Source organism: Pseudomonas sp. GM41(2012) (genome assembly GCF_000282315.2).
GTDB lineage: Bacteria > Pseudomonadota > Gammaproteobacteria > Pseudomonadales > Pseudomonadaceae > Aquipseudomonas.
Window position 1 is genome coordinate 1,511,665 of record NZ_AKJN02000006.1, and the last position, 15,095, is coordinate 1,526,759.

The 15,095-nt window shown below is 60.8% G+C and carries 14 protein-coding genes; 10 read left to right on the forward strand and 4 right to left on the reverse strand.

From position 1 onward, the window contains the following. The first annotated feature begins 27 nt into the window (after positions 1 to 27). From PMI27_RS19115 to lipA, 5 genes are all read left to right on the forward strand, one after another. Positions 28 to 1,536, forward strand: coding sequence for a sigma-54-dependent transcriptional regulator (locus PMI27_RS19115; protein WP_008146749.1), 1,509 nt, complete (start codon positions 28 to 30; stop codon positions 1,534 to 1,536). 432 nt (positions 1,537 to 1,968) lie between these two features. Beyond that, positions 1,969 to 2,346 carry a glycine cleavage system protein GcvH gene (gcvH, locus tag PMI27_RS19110; protein ID WP_008146750.1) on the forward strand — a complete coding sequence of 126 codons (378 nt, stop codon included), beginning with the start codon at positions 1,969 to 1,971 and terminating at the stop codon, positions 2,344 to 2,346. Between the two features lie 10 nt (positions 2,347 to 2,356). Continuing rightward, positions 2,357 to 5,212 carry an aminomethyl-transferring glycine dehydrogenase gene (gene gcvP / locus PMI27_RS19105; RefSeq protein ID WP_024164555.1) on the forward strand — a complete coding sequence of 952 codons (2,856 nt, stop codon included), beginning with the start codon at positions 2,357 to 2,359 and terminating at the stop codon, positions 5,210 to 5,212. 141 nt (positions 5,213 to 5,353) lie between these two features. Continuing rightward, on the forward strand, positions 5,354 to 6,610 hold the full coding sequence (gene glyA, locus PMI27_RS19100) for a serine hydroxymethyltransferase (protein WP_008146395.1): 1,257 nt from the start codon (positions 5,354 to 5,356) through the stop codon (positions 6,608 to 6,610). Positions 6,611 to 6,766: 156 nt separating this feature from the next. Continuing rightward, positions 6,767 to 7,783: a lipoyl synthase gene (gene lipA / locus PMI27_RS19095; protein ID WP_008146394.1), complete on the forward strand. Its 1,017-nt coding sequence runs from the start codon at positions 6,767 to 6,769 to the stop codon at positions 7,781 to 7,783. Here the strand turns inward: lipA and PMI27_RS19090 are convergent. Next, on the reverse strand, positions 7,758 to 8,267 hold the full coding sequence (locus PMI27_RS19090) for a winged helix-turn-helix transcriptional regulator (RefSeq protein WP_008146391.1): 510 nt from the start codon (positions 8,265 to 8,267) through the stop codon (positions 7,758 to 7,760). The genes lipA and PMI27_RS19090 overlap by 26 nt on opposite strands. A gap of 100 nt (positions 8,268 to 8,367) precedes the next feature. Between PMI27_RS19090 and PMI27_RS19085 the strand changes: the two genes are divergently transcribed. Continuing rightward, positions 8,368 to 8,997, forward strand: coding sequence for an isochorismatase family cysteine hydrolase (locus tag PMI27_RS19085; RefSeq protein WP_008146390.1), 630 nt, complete (start codon positions 8,368 to 8,370; stop codon positions 8,995 to 8,997). 5 nt (positions 8,998 to 9,002) lie between these two features. Next, positions 9,003 to 10,568 carry an aldehyde dehydrogenase (NADP(+)) gene (locus PMI27_RS19080; RefSeq protein ID WP_008146388.1) on the forward strand — a complete coding sequence of 522 codons (1,566 nt, stop codon included), beginning with the start codon at positions 9,003 to 9,005 and terminating at the stop codon, positions 10,566 to 10,568. Between the two features lie 81 nt (positions 10,569 to 10,649). On the opposite strand, the gene PMI27_RS19075 is transcribed toward PMI27_RS19080, so the two are convergent. The 3 genes from PMI27_RS19075 to PMI27_RS30350 form a co-directional block, all read right to left on the reverse strand. After that, entirely contained in the window at positions 10,650 to 11,030 is a 381-nt protein-coding gene (locus tag PMI27_RS19075) for a RidA family protein (RefSeq protein ID WP_008146386.1), read from the reverse strand. 141 nt (positions 11,031 to 11,171) lie between these two features. Beyond that, positions 11,172 to 11,630 (reverse strand): metallophosphoesterase family protein, encoded by a 459-nt coding sequence (locus PMI27_RS19070; protein ID WP_033053336.1) that lies wholly within the window; start codon positions 11,628 to 11,630, stop codon positions 11,172 to 11,174. Between the two features lie 33 nt (positions 11,631 to 11,663). After that, positions 11,664 to 12,056 (reverse strand): GFA family protein, encoded by a 393-nt coding sequence (locus tag PMI27_RS30350; RefSeq protein WP_008146382.1) that lies wholly within the window; start codon positions 12,054 to 12,056, stop codon positions 11,664 to 11,666. 152 nt (positions 12,057 to 12,208) lie between these two features. On the opposite strand from PMI27_RS30350, the gene PMI27_RS19065 reads away from it, so the two are divergent. The 3 genes from PMI27_RS19065 (at position 12,209) to PMI27_RS19055 (ending at position 15,026) form a co-directional block, all read left to right on the forward strand. Continuing rightward, positions 12,209 to 12,610, forward strand: a complete 402-nt coding sequence (locus PMI27_RS19065; RefSeq protein ID WP_033053149.1) for a hypothetical protein — start codon at positions 12,209 to 12,211, stop codon at positions 12,608 to 12,610. A gap of 231 nt (positions 12,611 to 12,841) precedes the next feature. Then, positions 12,842 to 13,123 carry a DUF3303 domain-containing protein gene (locus PMI27_RS19060; RefSeq protein ID WP_008146380.1) on the forward strand — a complete coding sequence of 94 codons (282 nt, stop codon included), beginning with the start codon at positions 12,842 to 12,844 and terminating at the stop codon, positions 13,121 to 13,123. 289 nt (positions 13,124 to 13,412) lie between these two features. Then, a complete protein-coding gene (locus tag PMI27_RS19055) occupies positions 13,413 to 15,026 on the forward strand; it encodes an arylsulfatase (RefSeq protein ID WP_008146379.1) in 1,614 nt (537 codons plus the stop codon). Positions 15,027 to 15,095: the final 69 nt, after the last annotated feature.

Sequence of the window (15,095 nt, forward strand, 5' to 3'; positions counted from 1 at the left end):
CTGTTCGCAACCCTTGCAGGCCACCCTATGCGCATTCACGTCACCTTCATCGACCGCGTCGGCATCACCCAGGAAGTGCTGGCCCTGCTCGGTGGGCGCCGTTTCAATCTGGATGCCGTCGAGATGGTGCCGCCCAACGTTTACATCGATGCCCCGACCCTCGGCGCCGATGTACTGGAAGAGTTGCGCGAGGCTTTTCTTGGGGTGCGGGGCGTGCAAGCGGTGACGATGGTCGACATCCTCCCGGGGCAGCGCCGACGCTTGCAACTCGATGCCTTGCTGGCGGCCAGCACCGACCCGGTGTTGGCGGTGGATGAGCGCGGTCATGTGCTGCTGGCCAACCCGGCGCTGATTTCACTGTGCGGTCGAGAACCGGCCGGTGAGCCGCTGACGGCGCTATTCGATGATCCTTCGCTGCAACGCACATTGATCGAACACGGTTTTCGCCTGCCCATGCACGAGGTTAGTCTCGGTGGCCAGACGCTGCTGCTGGACGCGATGCCAATCACCGATGCCGGCGCCCTGCTGACTCTTTACCAACCGAACCGCATCGGTGAACGTCTCTCGGCGCTGCATCATGACCATGCCGAAGGTTTCGATGCGCTGCTCGGCGAATCCCCGGCGATTCGTACGCTCAAGGCCCGTGCCCAGCGCGTGGCAACACTCGATGCACCGCTGCTGATTCAGGGCGAAACCGGCACCGGCAAAGAGTTGGTGGCGCGTGCCTGCCACGCGATCAGCGCCCGCCATGACTCACCCTTCCTGGCCCTGAACTGCGCGGCGCTGCCGGAGAGCCTCGCCGAAAGCGAGCTGTTCGGCTATGCCGCGGGCGCCTTCACTGGTGCACAACGGGGTGGCAAACTCGGCCTGCTGGAACTGGCCGACCAGGGCACGGTGTTCCTCGACGAAGTCGGTGAAATGTCGCCCTACCTGCAAGCCAAATTGCTGCGTTTTTTAAGCGATGGCTGCTTCCGGCGGGTGGGTGGTGATCGAGAGGTCAGGGTCAACGTTCGGGTCCTCAGTGCGACCCACCGTGATCTGGAGAAAATGGTCAGCGAAGGCAGTTTTCGCGAGGACCTGTTTTACCGCCTCAATGTGCTTAATCTGCAAGTGCCGCCGTTGCGCGAGCGCGGCCACGACATCCTGTTGATGGCCAATCACTTCATGCAGCAGGCGTGCGCGCAGATCCAGCGTCCAGTCTGTCGCCTGGCGCCCGGGACCTATCCGGCGCTGCTCGGTAATCGCTGGCCAGGCAATGTGCGGCAACTGCAAAACGTGATCTTCCGCGCCGCGGCCATTTGCGAAAACCCGCTGGTGGACATCGACGACCTCGACATCGCCAGAACGGCGGTGGAGCGGCAAAACGACGGTGAGGTCGGCAGCCTGGAGGATGCCGTCGAAGGCTTTGAAAAGAACCTGCTGGAACAGCTCTACAGCAGTTATCCCTCCAGCCGTTTACTGGCGGCACGCCTGCAAACTTCGCACAGTGCGATCGCCATCCGGCTGCGTAAATACGGCATTCCGAACAAGCAATGAAGCCACTGCCGAAACACAATCCCATCACCAACACTGCCCCTGTGGGAGCGAGCCTGCTCGCGATAGCTGACTGACATTCAACAGAGATGTCGACTGATACTCCGCCATCGCGAGCAGGCTCGCTCCCACAGTGGATATGCATCAAGCACACATGTGTGTAAATCGATACAGCGTATCGAATTCAAGACAAAACCCTCTCGACCCGTCTGGCCCGTACTTCGCACCCTTCGCTACAAGTGCCTGTATTGATTTCAATACGAACGCGCCATACCTACGCACCTAAAACCAACTCAATCAATTGATTTATATAGATAAATCAAACCTGGCACCACCCTTGCTATCAACCCTCAAGCCACGCTCGCTGCCCGGCACGAGCCTGTCCATCGCCATCCGCCACCAGTAGCGGATGAGTCAGAACAATGAGGAGTTGATATGAGCGAATTACGTTTTACCGTCGATCACGAATGGCTGCGTCTTGAGAGCGACGGCCTGATCACTGTGGGGATCACCGCTTATGCCCAGCAAGCGCTGGGGGACGTGGTCTTCGTTCAGGTGCCTGAACTTCGCACCTTCGGCGCTGGCGATGAGGTGGCGGTACTGGAGTCGGTGAAAGCTGCCAGCAGCGTGTACATGCCGCTGGATGGCGAAGTGGTCAAGGTGAATTCGACGCTGGAAAGCTCTCCCGAATTGATCAACGAAGACGCACTGGGTGAGGGCTGGTTCTTCCGTATGCGCCCGAGCGACCCCACCGCGATGAACGCCCTGCTCGACCAGAGCGCTTACGAGCGCCTGACCAACGACGACGCTTGAGGATTTGCGTATGACCACCCTCCTCGACACCCGTAACGAATTCATCGCCCGCCACATCGGCCCGCGTGCCGGCGACGAGCAAGCCATGCTCAACAGCCTCGGCTTCGACTCGCTGGAAGCCCTGAGCGCCAGCGTCATCCCCGACAGCATCAAGGGCACCAGCGTCCTCGGCCTCGAAGACGGCCTGAGCGAAGCCGATGCCCTGGCCTTGATCAAGTCCATCGCCGGCAAAAACCAGCTGTTCAAGACCTTCATCGGCCAGGGCTACTACGGCACCCACACGCCGTCGCCGATCCTGCGCAACCTGCTGGAAAACCCGGCCTGGTACACCGCCTACACCCCGTACCAACCGGAAATTTCCCAGGGCCGTCTCGAAGCGCTGCTGAACTTCCAGACCCTGATCAGCGACCTCACCGGCCTGCCGATCGCCAACGCCTCGCTGCTGGACGAAGCCACCGCCGCCGCCGAAGCGATGACCTTCTGCAAACGCCTGAGCAAGAACAAGGGCAGCCACGCCTTCTTCGCCTCCGTGCATTGCCACCCGCAAACCCTCGACGTATTACGCACCCGCGCCGAGCCGCTGGGCATCGACGTGGTCGTGGGCGACGAGCGTGAACTGAGCGACGTGACGCCATTCTTCGGCGCCCTGCTGCAATACCCGGCGAGCAACGGTGACGTGTTTGATTACCGCGAACTGACCGAACGCTTCCACGCCGCCAACGCGCTGGTGGCCGTGGCCGCCGACCTGCTGGCCCTGACCGTACTGACCCCACCGGGCGAATTCGGCGCCGACGTGGCCATCGGCAGCGCGCAACGCTTCGGCGTGCCGCTGGGCTTCGGTGGCCCGCACGCGGCGTATTTCTCCACCAAGGATGCGTTCAAGCGCGACATGCCGGGCCGTCTGGTCGGCGTCTCCGTCGACCGTTTCGGCAAGCCGGCCCTGCGCCTGGCGATGCAGACCCGCGAGCAACACATCCGCCGCGAGAAGGCCACCAGCAACATCTGCACCGCGCAAGTCTTGCTGGCCAACATCGCCAGCATGTACGCCGTGTACCACGGTCCGAAAGGCCTGACGCAGATCGCCAATCGCGTGCATCACCTGACCGCGATTCTGGCTAAAGGCTTGAGCGCATTGGGCCTGAAGGTCGAGCAGGAAAACTTCTTCGACACGTTGACGATCAAGACCGGCGCCCACACCGCCGCGTTGCACGAGAAGGCCCGTGCCCAGCAGATCAACCTGCGCGTGGTCGATGGCGAGCGTCTGGGCCTGTCCCTCGACGAAACCACGTCGCCAGCTGACGTAGAAACCCTGTGGGCCCTGCTGGCCGACGGCCAAACTCTGCCGGACTTCGCCGCCCTCGCCGCCTCCGTGCAAAGCACGATCCCGGCCGCGCTGCTGCGCCAGTCGCCGATCCTCAGCCACCCGGTGTTCAACCGCTACCACTCGGAAACCGAGCTGATGCGCTACCTGCGCAAACTGGCGGACAAGGACCTGGCCCTGGACCGCACCATGATCCCGCTGGGCTCGTGCACCATGAAACTCAACGCCGCCAGCGAAATGATCCCGGTGACCTGGGCCGAATTCGGCGCCCTGCACCCGTTCGCCCCGGCCGAGCAAAGTGCCGGCTACCAGCAACTGACCGACGAGCTGGAAGCGATGCTCTGCGCCGCCACCGGTTACGACGCGATCAGCCTGCAACCGAACGCCGGTTCGCAAGGTGAATACGCCGGCCTGCTGGCGATTCGTGCCTATCACCAGAGCCGTGGCGAAGACCGTCGCGACATCTGCCTGATCCCGTCCTCGGCCCACGGCACCAACCCGGCCACCGCCAACATGGCCGGCATGCGCGTGGTGGTCACCGCTTGCGATGCCCGCGGCAACGTCGACATCGAAGACCTGCGGGCCAAGGCCATCGAGCACCGCGAACACCTCGCCGCGCTGATGATCACCTACCCGTCGACCCACGGCGTGTTCGAAGAAGGCATCCGCGAAATCTGCGGCATCATTCACGACCACGGCGGCCAGGTGTACATCGACGGCGCCAACATGAACGCCATGGTCGGCCTCTGCGCGCCGGGCAAGTTCGGCGGCGACGTGTCGCACCTGAACCTGCACAAAACCTTCTGCATCCCGCACGGCGGTGGCGGTCCGGGCGTCGGTCCGATTGGCGTCAAGTCGCACCTGACGCCGTTCCTGCCGGGTCACGGCACCATGGAGCGTAAAGAAGGCGCGGTCTGCGCCGCACCGTTCGGCAGCGCGAGCATTTTGCCAATCACCTGGATGTACATTCGGATGATGGGCGGCGCCGGTCTGAAGCGCGCGTCGCAACTGGCGATCCTCAATGCCAACTACATTTCCCGTCGCCTCGAAGAGCATTACCCGGTGCTGTACACCGGCAGCAACGGCCTGGTGGCGCACGAATGCATCCTCGATTTGCGTCCGCTGAAAGACAGCAGCGGCATCAGCGTCGATGACGTCGCCAAGCGCCTGATCGACTTCGGTTTCCACGCCCCGACCATGTCGTTCCCGGTCGCCGGCACGCTGATGATCGAGCCGACCGAAAGCGAATCCAAAGAAGAACTGGACCGCTTCTGCGACGCCATGATCCGCATCCGCGAAGAAATCCGCGCGGTGGAAAACGGCACCCTGGACAAGGACGACAACCCGCTGAAAAACGCCCCGCACACCGCGGCGGAAATCGTCGGCGAGTGGACGCATCCATATAGCCGTGAGCAAGCGGTTTACCCAATCGAAACCTTGATCGACGCCAAATACTGGCCACCCGTAGGTCGGGTCGACAACGTGTTCGGCGATCGCAACCTGATCTGCGCCTGCCCGTCGATCGCCGACTACCAGGACGCCTAAAAACAACACCCCCCTGTAGGAGCAAAGCTTGCTCGCGATAGCCGTCACACGGTCCGCCTGATGAACCGCGTCATCGTTCATCGCGAGCAAGCTTTGCTCCTACAGGTCAGCCAATCCAGAGAACAAAAAGAGGACTCCACCATGTTCAGCAAACACGACCAGATCAAAGGCTACGACGACGAACTGCTGGCAGCGATGAACGCCGAGGACGCACGTCAAGAGCACCACATCGAGCTGATCGCTTCGGAAAACTACACCAGCCAACGGGTGATGGAAGCGCAAGGCAGCGGCCTGACCAACAAGTACGCCGAAGGCTATCCAGGTAAGCGCTATTACGGTGGCTGCGAGCACGTCGACGTGGTCGAACAATTGGCCATCGACCGCGCCAAACAGCTGTTCGACGCCGATTACGCCAACGTCCAGCCTCACTCCGGCAGCCAGGCCAACGCCGCGGTTTATCTGGCATTGCTGCAGGCCGGCGATACCGTGCTGGGCATGAGCCTGGCCCACGGCGGCCACCTGACCCACGGCGCCAAAGTCAGTTTTTCCGGCAAGTTGTATAACGCCGTTCAGTATGGCATCGACACCGCGACCGGGCTGATCGATTACGACGAAGTCGAACGCCTGGCCGTCGAGCACCAGCCGAAAATGATCATCGCCGGCTTCTCTGCTTACTCGAAGACCCTGGACTTCCCACGCTTCCGGGCGATTGCCGACAAGGTCGGCGCTTATTTGTTTGTCGATATGGCCCACGTTGCCGGGCTGGTAGCGACCGGTCTGTATCCGAACCCGATTCCTTTTGCCGATGTCGTCACCACCACGACCCACAAGACCCTGCGGGGTCCGCGTGGCGGCCTGATCCTGGCCAAGGCCAATCCGGAACTGGAGAAAAAACTCAACTCAGCGGTGTTCCCCGGCGGTCAGGGTGGCCCGTTGATGCATGTGATCGCGGCCAAGGCTGTGTGCTTCAAAGAAGCGCTGGAGCCAGCCTTCAAGACCTATCAAGCGCAAGTGATCCGCAACGCCCAGGCGATGGCAAAAGTCTTTATTGATCGAGGCTACGACGTGGTGTCGGGCGGTACCGACAACCACCTGTTCCTGGTCAGCCTGATTCGTCAGGGCCTGACCGGCAAAGACGCCGACGCCGCCCTTGGCCGTGCCGGTATCACCGTGAACAAGAACGCCGTACCGAACGATCCGCAATCGCCGTTCGTGACCTCCGGCCTGCGCATCGGCACGCCGGCGATCACCAGCCGTGGTTTCAAGGAAACCCAGAGCATCGAGCTGGCGGGCTGGATCTGCGACATCCTCGATCACCTCGGCGATGCCGATGTCGAGGCTCACGTCGCCAGCCAGGCTGCTGCGATGTGCTCTGATTTCCCGGTCTACCGCGACTGATTGCTCGGCACTATCCCTGTGGGAGGGAGCCTGCTCGCGATTGCGGAGTGACAGTCGACATCAATGTTGAATGATTAACCGCTATCGCGAGCAGGCTCGCTCCCACAGGTTCCGATGCGATCTCGCCTCCCCCACTCGAACAGAAGAACACTACACATGAGCGTACTTGTGGAATCGACCGGCAAAGTGCCGGTAAAAATGGAAGTCGGTGTAAAACTGCGTGGTGCAGAAAAGGTCGCGCGGATTCCGGTGAAGATCATCCCGACCGATGAGTTCCCACGCAAACCCGACTGGATTCGCGTGCGCATTCCGATCTCCCCCGAGGTCGACCGGATCAAGCAGCTGCTGCGCAAACACAAGCTGCACAGCGTCTGTGAAGAAGCCTCCTGCCCGAACCTCGGCGAGTGTTTTTCCGGTGGCACCGCGACTTTCATGATCATGGGTGACATCTGCACCCGCCGTTGCCCGTTCTGCGACGTCGGCCACGGCCGGCCGAAACCGCTGGATGCCGACGAGCCGATGAACCTCGCCGTGGCCATCGCCGACCTTCGCCTCAAGTACGTGGTGATCACCTCGGTGGACCGCGACGACTTGCGCGACGGCGGCGCCCAGCATTTCGTCGATTGCCTGCGCGAAATCCGCACGCTGTCGCCGGGCGTGCAACTGGAAACCCTGGTGCCGGATTACCGTGGCCGCATGGACGTCGCCCTGGCGATCACCGCCACTGAACCACCCGATGTGTTCAACCACAATCTGGAGACCGTCCCGCGCCTGTACAAAGCCGCGCGGCCGGGTTCGGATTTCGAGTGGTCACTGGATTTGCTGCAGAAGTTCAAGCTAATGGTCCCGCATGTACCGACCAAATCCGGCCTGATGCTGGGCCTTGGCGAGACCGACGAGGAAGTCATCGAAGTCATGCAGCGCATGCGTGAGCACGATGTCGACATGCTCACCCTCGGCCAATACCTGCAACCGTCGCGCAGTCACTTGCCGGTCCAGCGTTTCGTCCACCCGGACGTATTCGCCTGGTTTGCCGAGGAAGGTACGCGGATGGGCTTCAAGAACGTTGCCTCCGGTCCGCTGGTGCGTTCGTCCTACCATGCGGACCAACAAGTTCAGCGGGCAACGAGCACTGTGGATTCTCTCCTTACTGCTGAATTCGATTCCCCTTGAAAGCCTCACGCCGTGCGTTGCGTTCTTCGATGTAGGCGGCGCTCGGCTCGCTGATCAGCTCTTCACGGCGCAAGAGTTCGCCGCAATGTTCGCAAAGCGGGCCTAGCCCGGCGGGCTGGCCACAGGTTTTGTGGGTATAAACGACCGCCAACTCCTCCTCTGGCGACTTGCACCAGGCTTCTCCCCACGCGCGCAGTGCAAGCACCACCGAATAGAAGGCCTGCCCTTTCGGGGTGAGGTGATATTCGTAGCGTGGCGGCCGCTCGTTGTAAGGACGGCGTGCGACGAGTCCGTCAGCCTCCATACTCTTCAGGCGTGCGGCGATCATTTGCGGAGTTCCTCCGGTCTGCGCCTGGATCTCGTCGAATCGATGGCTCCCCATGAACAACTCACGCAGGACCAATACGGTCCAGCGGTCGCCCACGACCGCCTCAGCCCGCGCAATCGGGCACAGGGTTTGCGCAGCACTTGTGTTTACCGACATAAGGACTTGCCTCTTCTACAGTTACTATGATTATCATATCTAAAGCGTACCTGGGCAAGCCCTCGGCACGAGTCATCCAAAATCCCTGGAGAAAACCGCCATGTCCAAAGCCATTTATCCCCTCAACAGAACCGCGTATCTGCTGGTCGATCCTTACAATGATTTCCTGTCGGAAGGCGGAAAGATCTACCCCTTGATCGAGCCGATTGCCGAGCAAGTCGGCCTGCTCGACAATCTGCGCGCCCTCGACCGCGCCGTGCGTGCACTCGATATTCCGGTGGTCATCGTACCGCACCGCCGTTGGCAGCAAGGCGACTACGAAGGCTGGGATCATCCAAGCCCTACCCAATGCAAGGTCATGCATATGCATCACTTCGCACGCGGAGAATGGGGCGGCGAATGGCATCCCGATTTCGCGCCAAAGGATGGCGACATCGTCGTTCAGGAACATTGGGGCTCGAGCGGCTTTGCCAATACCGACCTTGATTTTCGCCTCAAGCAGAAAGGCATCACGCACGTGATCATCGTTGGCCTGCTGGCGAATACCTGCATCGAGGCAACCGCGCGCTACGCCGTGGAACTCGGTTACCACGTCACACTGGTGCGTGATGCGACCGCAGCCTTCAAACCGGAAATGATGCATGCCGCGCATGAACTCAACGGCCCCACGTTCGCCCACGCCATTGTGGCGACGGACGAGCTCATCGCGTCTCTGGCACAACAGGGGTGACACACATGAAATTGACTGGAAACCTCATTATTGGCGCAAACGAAGTCCCGGCCACTGAAGGGACAATGAAGGCGCTCAACCCCGCAACCAACCAGTTGATCGAGCCGGATTTCGCATTCGGTGGCGTGGCGGAAGTCGACCAGGCGGCGACGCTCGCCGACGAAGCATTTGACCATTACAGCCATACCTCGCTCAGCCGGCGCGCGGCGTTCCTGGAAAGCATTGCCGACAATCTCGACGCTGTCCGTCATGAGCTTGCCGCACGGGCAGCGCTCGAAACGGGCCTGCCTGAGGCTCAGCTTGAGGGCGAAGCGGCAAAAGCCGCCACCCAGTTTCGCCAATTCGCGGAGGTCGTACGCAAAGGACGCTTCCTGCAGTTGGCCATCGATCCGGCACAGCCACATCGTCAACCCCGCCCACGCATGGATCATCGACTTCAGAAAATGGCGATCGGCCCGGTGGCTATTTTCGGTGCGAGTAATTTTCCCATTTCGTATTCGGTCGCAGGTGGCGATACCGCTTCAGCGCTGGCAGCCGGCGCGACCGTCGTCGTGAAGGCGCATAACGCCCATCCAGGCGCATCAGAAATTCAGGCGCGTGCCATCCGCAAGGCGGTGCAAGAGAACGGACTGCCAGAGGGTGTTTTCACGATGGTGCGTGGCAGTGGCAACTCGATCGGCGAAGCCTTGGTCGATCATCCGTTGATCAAGGCTGTGACGTTCACCGGCTCGGAGGGTGGCGGCATGGCGCTGTACCGGCGTGCGCAGCAACGCCCCGATCCCATTCCCGTGTTCACCGAGATGACCAGCGTCAACCCCACGTTCATCCTGCCCCATGCGCTGGCCGCGCGTGGAGCGCAAATCGGTGATGGCTTTATCGAACGCATGCTGGTCAATGTGGGGCAAGCCTGCCTCAGGCCTGCCATCCTCTTCGCCATCAAAGGGGCTGGCTATGAAGCGCTGCGCGCCGCCATGGTCAAGCGCGTCACCGAAGCATCGGCGCGCACCATGCTGACGCCGGGTATTCATGCGTCCTACTCGAACGGCCTCGCCGCAATGGAGAGCGTTGGTGCAAATCGCGTCGCCGAAGGCTCGCTAGCCAACGCAGATTTTGATGGCCAATCGGTGTTGCATGAGGTCGACGGTCAACGCTTCCTGACCGAAACGGTACTTGCGCAAGAAGTATTCGGTCCTTCAGCCCTGCTGGTGAACGTCAAGGATGAGGATGAACTGCTCGCCGTCGCTCGCTCGCTCAAGGGCCAGCTCAGCGCCGCCATGCATCTTGATGAGCGCGATATGCCACTGGCTCATCGCTTGCTGCCGGTCCTGGAGCGGCGCACCGGGCGAATCGTTGTCAACGCTTTCGCGCATCCTCAAGAGGTGTCTTTCGCCACCATCCACGGTGGACCGTTTCCGGCAACGTCGGACAGCCGTTTCACCTCGGTGGGCATGACGTCGATTGAACGCTTTTTGCGCCCGGTGTCCTACCAGGGTTTTCCTGATGCGCTTTTGCCTGAGTCATTGCGCGAGCTCGATCCCTTGGGGCTGCCTCGCCTCGTAGACGGCCAATAAAAGCCATCCTTGAAGCAGTCTTTGCCAACCCGCCCGGTGGCGCCCGCTCGTTGAGCGGGACCGCCGGATAAGTTCGCGGACTCAGCCCTTGGCCGCCATCGCGGTGACTTCCACGCGCATGCCTTCAACCGCCAGGGAAGCCACACCAACGGCAGCCCGAACCGGCCAAGGCTTGGCGAAGAAGCGCTGGTAGACCTCGTTGAAGGCGGCGCGGTCGGCCATGTCGGTAAGGTAGATGGTCAGATGCAGAACCCGGTCCATCGAACTGCCGGCGTGTTCCAGCGCAACCTTGAGCGCCTGCAGCGTGCACTCGCTTTGCAGGGTGATGTCGCCCAATTCCAGACTGCCATCGGCGCGGGTGGGGATCTGAGTGGAGACCAGCAGGCCGCCGAAACCGGCGACATCCGAGGAGATGGATTGCGGATCGGGGTCGGGAAGAAAGGTGATGTCGTGGTTTGCCATGGGTGTCTCTTGTTTGAGGGGGTAAAGGGGCCGTCGAGTATATAGCGGCTGGAAAACCCGGTGTGGAACGCTCAGTTTGATAGCGATGTCTTCAGGCTTGAGACGCCAATGCTTGTGTAGCCAAAATACGCCAGGGAAAGGTCATTCCAGTAGCGAGACCAGGCGCGGTTCAATCGAGGTCTCAAACACCTCAAGCAGCGCCAGCGTCACCGGCAGCTTGAAGCGCCGGCGTCCCGCGCTGCCGGGATTGAGGTAGAGCTGTTCGCCCCGCCATTCTATGCGGGGCTTGTGCGAATGGCCGGTGATCACCAGCCTGATGCCTGCATCAAGCACGGCGGGGAGATCGGCACTGTCATGTACCAGCAAGGTCTGCCATCCGTTCAGGTCGAAACATAGGCCGTCGGCGAGATTTTCCGCCCAAGGGGCGTCCAGGTCATTGTTCCCGCGGACCACGTGCAGCGGGGCTATTGACGCCAGTTGATCGAGAATTTCGGGATTGCCGATGTCGCCCGCATGAATAATCCGTTCGCAACCCTGCAGTGCGGCAAGGGCTTCGGCGCGGAGCAAGCCATGGGTATCGGAAATCACGCCCACTTTCATGCAACGCTCCAGATCCGGTTCATGCATCGGCACCTATTCCTCAAAGCGACCCGTGGCATCACGATCGCGCTCGTATCGTTTTGTGAGCGGAAACGGCGGCAACCAGGACTCGCGACGCACGATCCAGCTTTCGTAGGTTGGCATCAGTTGGTCTGGCGCATCCAGGGACCCCAGGTTCACTTCGATTTCGTCGTCGGTGCGGGCAAAAACGGACGAGCCACAGCGGGGACAGAAAAACCGCCCGGCGTAGTCGCGTGTTTCACCTTCGATCGTCACCGCACTCTGAGGGAATATCGCGGATGCATGAAAAAGCGCCCCATGATGCTTGCGGCAGTCGAGACAGTGACAAAGGCCGACCCGATACGGGAGTCCCGACGCCTCAATCCGGACGTTGCCGCACAGGCAACCCCCCGTGAATCGCTCCATGCTGCGTCTCCTCTGAAATCAAGCAGTCGGAACGTGATGACTTGCGCGCGGCCTGTGCACGACTCTTAAGCCTAGACCCGGCGTTCCCCGTTTGCCAGAAGGGCAAAAACCCTATGGGCAAACCGGATCGGAGCACTCTATGATTGAACCCCATGACCACCACGCCTGCGATCCGCCAACCCTGCCCGCCCGGCGCCTGCGACTGCGGGCGTGACCCGCTGCTGGAAACACCGGGGGCGGACGTGCGCATTCTGTTTCTGACCCGTTCAGAGGAAAAGCGCCTGATCGAACGCCTGGAAAACCTCCAGAGCCTGAGTGATCTGGAGCGCCTGCAACAGCGGATGTATGAGCAGTTGGGCATCCGCGTCGACATCGCCCCCGGTTTCAACGAAGTACGCACCATGCGCGGTATCGGTATCAACCTTGGCGAACAACCGGGGCTATGCCGCAAAACCCGTCAGTCGATCCCGGCCGCGATTCGTCGCGCACTGGAGAAGCGCCCGGAGATTGCCTACGCGCTGCTCAACGCCAACGACCTGTTGCGCGATGCGTGAAATCAGCCCCATGAACATCGTCCTCCAGGCACCTGCAAAATTCGTTGCCATGCAACGAAACAGGATCAGCGGTCATACGCAGAGTCTGGCCCGCTGCTATGCCTTCTCATGGGAGCAGTGGTTTCAAGCCAGTCAGGGATGAAGCTGGACACTCAAGCGTGACCGTGGTCCCGGCACCCGCCAGGTGTGCGCGAAGAGCAACAGGTGCCAATCCGTAGCAGGAGGTGGCCAATGTTATTCATAGTCAGTTGGTCTATCAGTTCGGCAAATCGTAACAGCGCGATCGGGCGTTTCCTCAAGACCGGGGGTGCTCCACCCGCCGGTGTCAAAATGCTGGGACGCTGGCACGCCGTCGGTGGTGCGTCCGGTTTTGGCGTGGCAGAGGCCAGCGATCCGGCCGCCATTCAGAAGTGGGTGCTGGAATGGAGCGACCTCATGACCATGGAAGTCCAGGCGGCACTGACCGATGAACAGATAGCGCCGCTGCTGGCGGCCGCTGTCGGCATGCAATAGTCGTTGGGGCGGCGAGCCCGGCTCGCCGCCTCATGCCCTCCCGCGATTCGAACAACACATTCCCTATGATCGATCCAGGCACGGATTGAGGACTTCGTCTGGGTGAGATGTCAGTAATCATCCGAATCCGCGACAAGCTGTAAAGCCCATGAAACAGAGGCCTGCGGTCGAAAAACCAATTACTGGAAATATCACAATTCTTACCTACGCTCTTCGCGGGGGATCCAAAATTTCCTGGGCGGTCGGGGGCTCGTCTCAGAGTACCAACGCTAGTGCGAAGGAGCTCGATATGAACCGGACAAAGCTATCCTCAATATTCGCCGTCCCCTTGTTTCTGTCTGCAATGGTTCTCCCCGGCATCACTCAAGCTGCCGACAAAAGCCCCAACATTGTGGTCATCATGGGCGACGATATTGGCTGGTCCAATATCGGTGTCTACAACCAGGGCATGATGGCCGGTCGAACACCCAACCTCGACCAGCTCGCGGCTGAAGGCATGCGTTTCACCGACTACTACGCCGAGGCCAGTTGTACCGCCGGGCGCGCCAACTTCATTACCGGCGAACTGCCGATCCGTACCGGGATGACCACTGTTGGGCAGGCCGGTTCTCCCATTGGTATTCCCGCCGAAGCCGTCACCATTGCCACCGCGCTCAAGTCCATGGGCTACGCCACCGGCCAGTTCGGCAAGAACCACTTGGGCGACTTGAACGAGTTCCTGCCGACCGTGCATGGTTTCGACGAGTTTTTCGGCTACCTCTATCACCTCGACGCCATGGAAGACCCGGCGCACCCCAATTATCCGCAAGATCTTCTGCCCACCGTCGGCCCACGGAACATGGTTCACAGCTGGGCCACGACGACTGACGACACCACCGTGATGCCGCGCTGGGGCAAGGTCGGCAAACAGAAAATCGAAGACGCCGGCACCCTCTATCCGGAGCGGATGAAAACCGTCGATGACGAGATTCGCGACAAGGCCCTCGCCTTCATCGACAAGGCCAGGCAGGACAACAAACCATTCTTTCTCTGGCTCAACCCGACCCGCATGCACATCGTCACTCACCTCTCCGACAAGTACCAAGCCATGCGCAATGCGCAAAATGGCTGGTCGGAACAGGAAGCCGGCATGGCGCAGATCGACGACATCGTCGGCGAGGTGATGGCCAAGCTGAAAAAAGACGGCATGGATGACAACACCATCGTGATTTTCACCACCGACAACGGCGCTGAAAACTTCACCTGGCCGGATGGCGGCACCACGCCGTTTGCCATGGGTAAAGGCACGGTGATGGAAGGTGGTTTCCGGGCTCCGGCGATCATTCGCTGGCCGGGCAAGGTACCTGCCAACCAGGTGGCCAACGGCATCATGTCAGGCATGGATTGGTTCCCGACGCTGGTCGCGGCGGCGGGCAACCCGAACATCAGCGCAGAATTGCTCAAGGGCAAACAACTGGGCGATACCACTTACAAAGTGCACCTCGACGGCTACGACCAGACACCGATGATTACCGGCAAAGGTCCGTCCAATCGCCATGAAATTTTCTATTTTGGCGAAAGCACGCTGGGCGCGATCCGTATCGATGACTTCAAGTACCGCTTCATTGACCAACCCGGTGGCTGGCTGGGGGCAAAAACCACGCTGGACATGCCGATCCTGACCAACCTGCGCCTCGACCCGTTCGAACGCGCCGGGTGGCCGGAAAACATGGCGGCCAATGGCTCGCTGGAGTATTTCGAGTGGTTCAAATTCCAGTTCTGGCGCTACGTGTTTGTGCAGCAACAGGTGGTCAAACTGGCTGAAACAGCGGTTGAGTTCCCGCCCATGCAAAAGGGCGCGAGCTTCAACCTCGAAGCAGTCAAAGCCAAGATCGAAGCGGCCCGGGCGGCCATGGGCAAGTAAGCAGTTGAATGCGCGGGTGGCCAGCGCTCGCCACCCGCGTTCATGACGCACATGTGCTGAGGTGACCCC

Coding starts and splice junctions, on each gene's coding strand:
- PMI27_RS19115 (WP_008146749.1), top strand. CDS start 28: ATGCGCATTCACGTCACCTTCATCGACCGCGTCGGCATCACCCAGGAA.
- gcvH (WP_008146750.1), top strand. CDS start 1,969: ATGAGCGAATTACGTTTTACCGTCGATCACGAATGGCTGCGTCTTGAG.
- gcvP (WP_024164555.1), top strand. CDS start 2,357: ATGACCACCCTCCTCGACACCCGTAACGAATTCATCGCCCGCCACATC.
- glyA (WP_008146395.1), top strand. CDS start 5,354: ATGTTCAGCAAACACGACCAGATCAAAGGCTACGACGACGAACTGCTG.
- lipA (WP_008146394.1), top strand. CDS start 6,767: ATGAGCGTACTTGTGGAATCGACCGGCAAAGTGCCGGTAAAAATGGAA.
- PMI27_RS19090 (WP_008146391.1), bottom strand. CDS start 8,267: ATGTCGGTAAACACAAGTGCTGCGCAAACCCTGTGCCCGATTGCGCGG.
- PMI27_RS19085 (WP_008146390.1), top strand. CDS start 8,368: ATGTCCAAAGCCATTTATCCCCTCAACAGAACCGCGTATCTGCTGGTC.
- PMI27_RS19080 (WP_008146388.1), top strand. CDS start 9,003: ATGAAATTGACTGGAAACCTCATTATTGGCGCAAACGAAGTCCCGGCC.
- PMI27_RS19075 (WP_008146386.1), bottom strand. CDS start 11,030: ATGGCAAACCACGACATCACCTTTCTTCCCGACCCCGATCCGCAATCC.
- PMI27_RS19070 (WP_033053336.1), bottom strand. CDS start 11,630: ATGAAAGTGGGCGTGATTTCCGATACCCATGGCTTGCTCCGCGCCGAA.
- PMI27_RS30350 (WP_008146382.1), bottom strand. CDS start 12,056: ATGGAGCGATTCACGGGGGGTTGCCTGTGCGGCAACGTCCGGATTGAG.
- PMI27_RS19065 (WP_033053149.1), top strand. CDS start 12,209: ATGACCACCACGCCTGCGATCCGCCAACCCTGCCCGCCCGGCGCCTGC.
- PMI27_RS19060 (WP_008146380.1), top strand. CDS start 12,842: ATGTTATTCATAGTCAGTTGGTCTATCAGTTCGGCAAATCGTAACAGC.
- PMI27_RS19055 (WP_008146379.1), top strand. CDS start 13,413: ATGAACCGGACAAAGCTATCCTCAATATTCGCCGTCCCCTTGTTTCTG.